At 56.1% G+C, this 6,567-nt stretch carries 8 protein-coding genes; 5 read left to right on the plus strand and 3 right to left on the minus strand.

What is annotated here, in order from left to right; all coding sequences use genetic code 11:
- Positions 1–76: 76 nt before the first annotated feature.
- Complete coding sequence (gene fbp / locus ACMWL8_RS22880) at positions 77–1,075, minus strand: class 1 fructose-bisphosphatase (RefSeq protein WP_028015293.1); 999 nt, start codon at positions 1,073–1,075, stop codon at positions 77–79.
- Between the two features lie 197 nt (positions 1,076–1,272).
- On the opposite strand from fbp, the gene mpl reads away from it, so the two are divergent.
- Positions 1,273–2,646 (plus strand): UDP-N-acetylmuramate:L-alanyl-gamma-D-glutamyl-meso-diaminopimelate ligase, encoded by a 1,374-nt coding sequence (mpl, locus tag ACMWL8_RS22885; protein ID WP_028015294.1) that lies wholly within the window; start codon positions 1,273–1,275, stop codon positions 2,644–2,646.
- Between the two features lie 73 nt (positions 2,647–2,719).
- Here mpl and yjgA read toward each other — a convergent pair whose 3' ends face one another.
- Positions 2,720–3,271 (minus strand): ribosome biogenesis factor YjgA, encoded by a 552-nt coding sequence (gene yjgA, locus ACMWL8_RS22890; protein WP_028015295.1) that lies wholly within the window; start codon positions 3,269–3,271, stop codon positions 2,720–2,722.
- Positions 3,272–3,366: 95 nt separating this feature from the next.
- Here yjgA and pmbA point away from each other — a divergent pair, with 95 nt between their 5' ends.
- Positions 3,367–4,719, plus strand: coding sequence for a metalloprotease PmbA (gene pmbA, locus ACMWL8_RS22895; protein ID WP_032644960.1), 1,353 nt, complete (start codon positions 3,367–3,369; stop codon positions 4,717–4,719).
- Positions 4,720–4,759: 40 nt separating this feature from the next.
- Complete coding sequence (gene cybC, locus ACMWL8_RS22900; RefSeq protein ID WP_028015297.1) at positions 4,760–5,146, plus strand: cytochrome b562; 387 nt, start codon at positions 4,760–4,762, stop codon at positions 5,144–5,146.
- A 70-nt stretch (positions 5,147–5,216) separates the two neighbouring features.
- Here cybC and ACMWL8_RS22905 read toward each other — a convergent pair whose 3' ends face one another.
- Entirely contained in the window at positions 5,217–5,372 is a 156-nt protein-coding gene (locus ACMWL8_RS22905) for a Hok/Gef family protein (RefSeq protein ID WP_041911460.1), read from the minus strand.
- Between the two features lie 417 nt (positions 5,373–5,789).
- On the opposite strand from ACMWL8_RS22905, the gene ACMWL8_RS22910 reads away from it, so the two are divergent.
- Together ACMWL8_RS22910 and ACMWL8_RS22915 are read left to right on the plus strand one after the other, a co-directional pair.
- The gene (locus ACMWL8_RS22910; protein WP_026080657.1) at positions 5,790–6,128 is read left to right on the plus strand and encodes a PRD domain-containing protein; all 339 of its coding nucleotides are present in this window, start codon (positions 5,790–5,792) and stop codon (positions 6,126–6,128) included.
- A 10-nt stretch (positions 6,129–6,138) separates the two neighbouring features.
- On the plus strand, positions 6,139–6,510 hold the full coding sequence (locus ACMWL8_RS22915) for an SFCGS family glycine-rich protein (protein ID WP_414751615.1): 372 nt from the start codon (positions 6,139–6,141) through the stop codon (positions 6,508–6,510).
- The last annotated feature ends 57 nt before the right edge of the window (positions 6,511–6,567 follow it).

Consider the following 6,567-nt stretch of genomic DNA (forward strand, 5'->3'; position numbering starts at 1 on the left):
CGTGATTTTTATAAACACTTATACGGTAAAATATATAAATGTGTTGGGGAGCCAGACTGGCTCCCCGGGAGAGATATTACGCGTCCGGATACTCACGGATAAAACGTTCAACGTCTTCAACCATATGGTTGTTGCCAACGAAGAACGAACGACGCTGGTGAAGGCTTTCCGGCACGATGTCCAGAATACGCTGTTTACCGTCGCTCGCCTTGCCGCCCGCCTGTTCGGCCAGGAACGCCATCGGGTTGCATTCGTACAGCAGGCGCAGCTTCCCGTCCGGGTGGCTGGCGGTGCTTGGATAGAGGTAGATACCGCCCTTCAGCAGGTTACGGTGGAAATCCGCGACCAGAGAGCCAATGTAGCGGGACGTGTAAGGGCGCTGGGTCGCTTTATCTTCTTCCTGGCAGAATTTGATGTACTTCTTCACGCCGTTCGGGAACTTGATGTAGTTGCCTTCGTTGATGGAGTAAGTGCTGCCTTTCTCCGGGAAGCGCATACGTTCCTGGCACAGGCAGAAGACGCCCAGCGACGGATCGTAGGTAAAGGCGTGAACCCCGCATCCGGTGGTGTAGACCAGCATGGTGGACGAGCCATAAACGACGTAACCGGCCGCAACCTGGTTACTGCCCGGCTGCAGGAAATCTTCCTCGGTTACCGGCGTACCAACAGGCGTGACGCGGCGGTAGATGGAGAAAATGGTACCGACAGAAACGTTAACGTCGATGTTGGAGGAGCCGTCGAGCGGATCCATCAGTACGACGTATTTCGCGTGTTCACACCCTTCGAATACAACAATTTCATCTTCTTCTTCGGAGGCGATACCCGCAACGATGTCGCGCGCGCGCAGTGCAGCTTTCAGTTTTTCATTTGCGAACAGATCGAGTTTCTGCTGAACCTCGCCCTGAACGTTCTCGGCACCGCTGGCACCCAGGATATCGACCAGACCGGCCTTGTTGATATCACGGTGGATGATCTTAGCGCCCAGCTTTATTGCCGACAGCAAAGCAGTGAGTTCACCCGTAGCATGAGAGAACTCGTGCTGCTTTTCGACAATAAATTCACCTAACGTTTTCATAACACTTTCCCTGCATCTTTGTGAGTAGAGCGATTGTATGTTCACTAAAACGACTAAAGCCCAACAATCTTAACAAATATTCAAATAGTAGCGCAGAGGTGAATCGCGCCAGCAACATACGGATTTACCTGAAATGCGTTTCACAGCCGCTAACATGTGAGTAAAATGTGCGCCACATTAAAGAAGGATAGTGACGTATGCGCATTCATATATTGGGGATTTGTGGCACTTTCATGGGCGGACTGGCAATGCTGGCGCGCTCGCTGGGCCATGAAGTGACAGGTTCGGACGCCAATGTGTATCCGCCGATGAGCACGCTTCTGGAGAAACAGGGCATCTCTTTAATTCAGGGCTACGATGCCAGCCAGCTGGATCCCGAGCCGGATCTGGTCATCATTGGCAACGCCATGACCCGCGGTAACCCGTGCGTTGAAGCGGTGCTGGAACGCAATATTCCGTTCATGTCCGGCCCGCAGTGGCTGCATGATTTCGTGCTGCGCGACCGATGGGTGGTTGCCGTAGCCGGTACCCACGGCAAAACCACCACCGCCGGCATGGCGACCTGGATCCTTGAAGCCTGCGGCTACAAGCCGGGCTTCGTGATCGGCGGCGTGCCGGGTAACTTCGACGTCTCTGCGCGTCTCGGCGACAGCCCGTTCTTTGTGATTGAAGCGGATGAATACGACTGCGCATTCTTCGACAAGCGTTCCAAATTCGTGCACTACTGCCCGCGCACGCTGATCCTCAACAACCTTGAGTTTGACCACGCGGATATCTTTGACGACCTGAAAGCCATTCAGAAACAGTTCCACCACCTGGTGCGCATTGTTCCGGGCCAGGGCCGCATTATCCTGCCGGAGAACGACATCAACCTGAAGCAGACCATGGCGATGGGCTGCTGGAGCGAGCAGGAGCTGGTGGGCGAGCAGGGCCACTGGCAGGCGAAAAAACTCAACGCGGATGCCTCCGAGTGGGAAGTACTGCTCGACGGTGAGAAAGTGGGCGAGGTGAAGTGGGGCCTGGTGGGCGAGCACAACATGCACAACGGCCTGATGGCGATCGCCGCGGCGCGCCACGTGGGCGTACTGCCTGCGGATGCGGCCAATGCGCTGGGGACGTTTATCAACGCCCGCCGCCGCCTGGAGCTGCGCGGCGAAGCGAACGGCGTGACGGTGTATGACGATTTCGCGCACCACCCAACGGCCATTCTGGCGACGCTTGCTGCGTTACGCGGCAAGGTTGGCGGCACCGCGCGCATTCTGGCGGTGCTGGAACCGCGCTCGAACACCATGAAAATGGGCATCTGCAAAGACGACCTCGCACCTTCCCTGGGACGTGCCGACGAAGTCTTCCTGCTGCAGCCGCAGCATATTCCGTGGCAGGTGGCTGAAGTGGCCGACGCCTGCATTCAGCCTGCGCACTGGAGCGCGGACGTGGATGTCTTAGCGGATATGGTGGTGAAAGCCGCACAGCCTGGCGACCACATTCTGGTGATGAGCAACGGCGGGTTCGGTGGGATCCATCAGAAGCTGCTGGACGGTCTGGCGAAGAAAGCCGCGGCCGCAGAGTAAAAAAAGCCCGGTGGCGCTAGCGCTTACCGGGCCTTCATTATCTCTTCTCCCTCTCCCCTTTGGGGAGAGGGGATTACTCTGCGTTCTCAGACAGCTCGCGCAGATACTGGAAAATCAGACGCGCGGATTTCGGCGGCTTATTCCCCTCTTTCTCTTTCTTCGCGTTGCGGATCAAAGAACGCAGCTGCTGGCGGTCGGCATCCGGCCACAGGTTCAGCACTTCCGGTACCGCATCATCACCCTGTTCAATCAGACGATCGCGGATCTGCTCCAGCTTATGGAACAGCGCAACCTGCTGGTTGTGGCGGTTTTTCAGCTTGTCCAGCGCCTGACGGATCGGATCCACGTCGCGCTGACGCAGCATTTTACCGATAAGCTGAAGCTGGCGACGACGGCCTTCTTTCTTGATTTTCTGTGCCAGTTCAATGGCATCACGCAGATCCTGGTCGAGCGGGATCTTATCCAGCGCGTTTTTACCCAGTTCTACCATTTCTGCGCCAAGCTGTTTTAACTCTTCGGCGTCACGTTTAATTTCACTTTTACTGACCCAGATGATCTCATCATCTTCGTCTTCGATGTCATCACCGGGAACGTCGTCGAGCCAGTCTTCGGGCTGCTTAGTCATGTCAGGCTCCTTAAAAAAAGAGGCTAATGTTACCAGTTAAGACGCGCACTGAAAAACGGTTCTCTGTTAGACTTCACTTAACTCTCTCTTACAGTATGGCATTTGCGATGAAAGTAACCTCACAAGTTGAAGCGCAGCGTAAGATTCTGGAAGAAGCCGTCTCCACCGCGCTGACGCTCGCTTCAGGTAAATCAGATGGCGCCGAAGTGGCGGTCAGCAAAACCACCGGCATTAGCGTGAGCACCCGCTATGGCGAAGTGGAGAATGTAGAATTTAACAGCGATGGCGCGCTTGGGATCACGGTGTATCACCAGAACCGCAAAGGCAGCGCGTCATCCACCGATCTCAGCCCGGATGCCATCGCCCGTACGGTGCAGGCGGCGCTGGATATCGCCCGTTACACCTCTCCGGATCCTTACGCAGGCGTGGCGGATAAAGATCTGCTGGCGTTTGACGCGCCGGATCTCGATCTTTTCCACCCGGCTGAAGTCACGCCGGATGAAGCGATTGAACTGGCCGCGCGCGCCGAGCAGGCGTCTTTGCAGGCTGACAAGCGCATCACGAATACCGAAGGCGGCAGCTTTAACAGCCACTACGGCATCAAAGTTTTCGGCAACAGCCACGGCATGCTGCAGGGCTACTGCTCCACCCGTCACTCGCTTTCAAGCTGCGTAATTGCCGAAGAGAACGGCGACATGGAGCGTGACTACGCCTACACCATTGGCCGCGCGCTGGGGGATTTGCAGTCTCCTGAGTGGGTGGGCAAAGAGTGTGCCGAACGCACGCTGTCTCGCCTGTCGCCGCGTAAGCTCTCCACCATGAAGGCCCCGGTCATTTTTGCCAATGAAGTGGCGACCGGTCTGTTTGGTCATCTGGTGGGCGCTATCGCGGGCGGCTCGGTGTACCGTAAATCGACCTTCCTGCTCGACTCGCTGGGCAAGCAGATCCTGCCGGAGTGGCTGACTATCGAGGAACATCCGCACCTGCTGAAAGGGCTGGCCTCCACGCCATTCGACAGCGAAGGCGTGCGCACGGAACGCCGCGATATCGTTAAAGACGGCATTCTGACCCAGTGGCTGCTGACCAACTACTCCGCGCGCAAGCTGGGGCTGAAAAGCACCGGACATGCGGGCGGGATCCATAACTGGCGCATTGCCGGTCAGGGCCTGAACTTCGAGCAGATGCTGAAAGAGATGGGCACCGGTCTGGTGGTCACCGAGCTGATGGGCCAGGGCGTAAGCGGCATCACCGGCGACTATTCTCGCGGTGCGGCAGGCTTCTGGGTCGAAAACGGCGAAATTCAGTATCCGGTGAGCGAAATTACCATCGCCGGTAACCTGAAGGACATGTGGCGCAATATCGTTACGGTCGGTAACGATATTGAAACACGTAGCAATATACAGTGTGGTTCTGTATTACTGCCGGAAATGAAAATCGCCGGCCAGTAATACCCGAAAAGCGTTTTAATAATAAAAAAGGAAGTGAGCAATGCGTAAACACCTGTTAGCGATCGTCGCGGCTTCAACGCTGGTTCTTGGCTCTTCTGCGTTTGCTGCCGATCTCGAAGACAACATGGACATCCTCAGTCAAAACCTGAAGGTAGTGCAGAAAACGGACAATGCGGCGGAAATGAAAGGCGCACTGACCAAAATGCGTGAAGCGGCGCTGGACGCGCAAAAAGCGACGCCGCCAAAGCTGGAAAGCAAAGCGGCAGACAGCGCAGAGATGAAAGACTATCGCCACGGCTTTGACGTGCTGGTCGGTCAGATCGACGGCGCGCTGAAGCTGGCTAACGAAGGCAAAGTGAAGGAAGCCCAGGCGGCGGCCGACCAGTTTGTGGCGACGCGCAACACGTATCACAAGAAATACCGTTAATTGGGTGCCTGAGCTGTACGTCCTTCCTCCGTATGCGGAGGCGCACTAAGCGCCCCCGCATCCTTGCTCCCTACTGGCCGGAGCGACAATCCATCCGCGCTGTCACTTCAAGCGAGCCGTTTCGAAAACGGATCTCGCACAGTGTTTTCCTCGTCACCAGCGTTAAGATGATTATTGTCAAAGCAACAATCATCGAAACCCGGATAATTGGGGATTGGCGTTTCATGGATGCCTCCTTGCTTTAAAGCGGGCGAGGTAGCGAACTCCACGGTCGTGACGTGTCGTTTCGAGCCCCCGCCCTGATTTTCTATCAGGCGGGGCTTTCCACTTTCCGTCCCATGCCTGAGACGGTCAGTCTCAAGCACCCGCAGCCACTCTAGCGAATCCCCATAAGAAAACCTTATCCACGTCACATTTCTACGAGCCTGCTCGTAAACTTTTCCACTCCGCTTACCTGTTTAGTGCCGCTTAATAGCGTGATATTCATCACGTAAATGCGGCCGTTAATCCAGATTCACCATATTTATGTGGCACAGATCACTGCTGCGGCTCGCCTTTCCACTTCGAAGTGGAAAACAACTCGCTACAAACCCTTCACGCCCAACGTTAGTTTTATTCCAGAGCCATTAACGGGGTAAGACGAGTGATTAACGGAGCGGTAATGAACGACGTTGGGGAACAGGCGGTGCAAACAGAACAGCTCGCGAACACCATGCTGCAGCAGGTTTATGCCCTGCTGGCCCGGCACAACATCATCCCCAATGCGGTACAGGAGCAGATGCTCACCTCCCACGTTCGCGCAATGGCGCACCGGTCCGTGACCGGCGAGCCGCTGCCGGAGGTTGAAGCAGAGCTGTTCGACGAAATTTCACCAGATTCAATGCAGCTTGCCCGTGAAGTGGTGGCGCAGTTTGGCAACCTTCCTGATGAAGAGGCCTGGCTGCTCTCCGTTCACTTTGAAGTCGCGAAAGACAACCTTTAAGGAGCAACACATGGAACAGATTACAGTCGTGATTGGCGATCGCCTGGGTAAAGGTCAGAAAGTGGCTGCGGGTGTGGAAAAAGCAGGTGGACGCGCAGTGGTTGTGCCGGGCATGGCGGCGGACATGAAGCTCGGCGACGTAATGAAAGCGGAAAACGCCACCTTCGGCATCTCCTTCTGCGGCAGCGGCGGCGCGGGCGCCATCACGGCCCAAACCAAATATGGCTACAAGGCCAAATACGGCATGCGTTCCGTGGAAGAGGGCGTGACCGCCATCAACGAAGGCTGCAACGTGCTGGGCTTTGGCTTTATGGATAATCGGTGTTCAACGTCAGACGGGCACCGGCCTTCGCGTTTGAGCAGAGCAAGCGCGCGACCATAGGCGGGCGCTTTATCCGTGTTGATGAATCGCGGGATCTGCCACTTCTTCACGTTGTTG

Source organism: Enterobacter sp. 04-C-12-SI-ECC, assembly GCF_047530715.1.
GTDB classification, from domain to species: domain Bacteria; phylum Pseudomonadota; class Gammaproteobacteria; order Enterobacterales; family Enterobacteriaceae; genus Enterobacter; species Enterobacter bugandensis.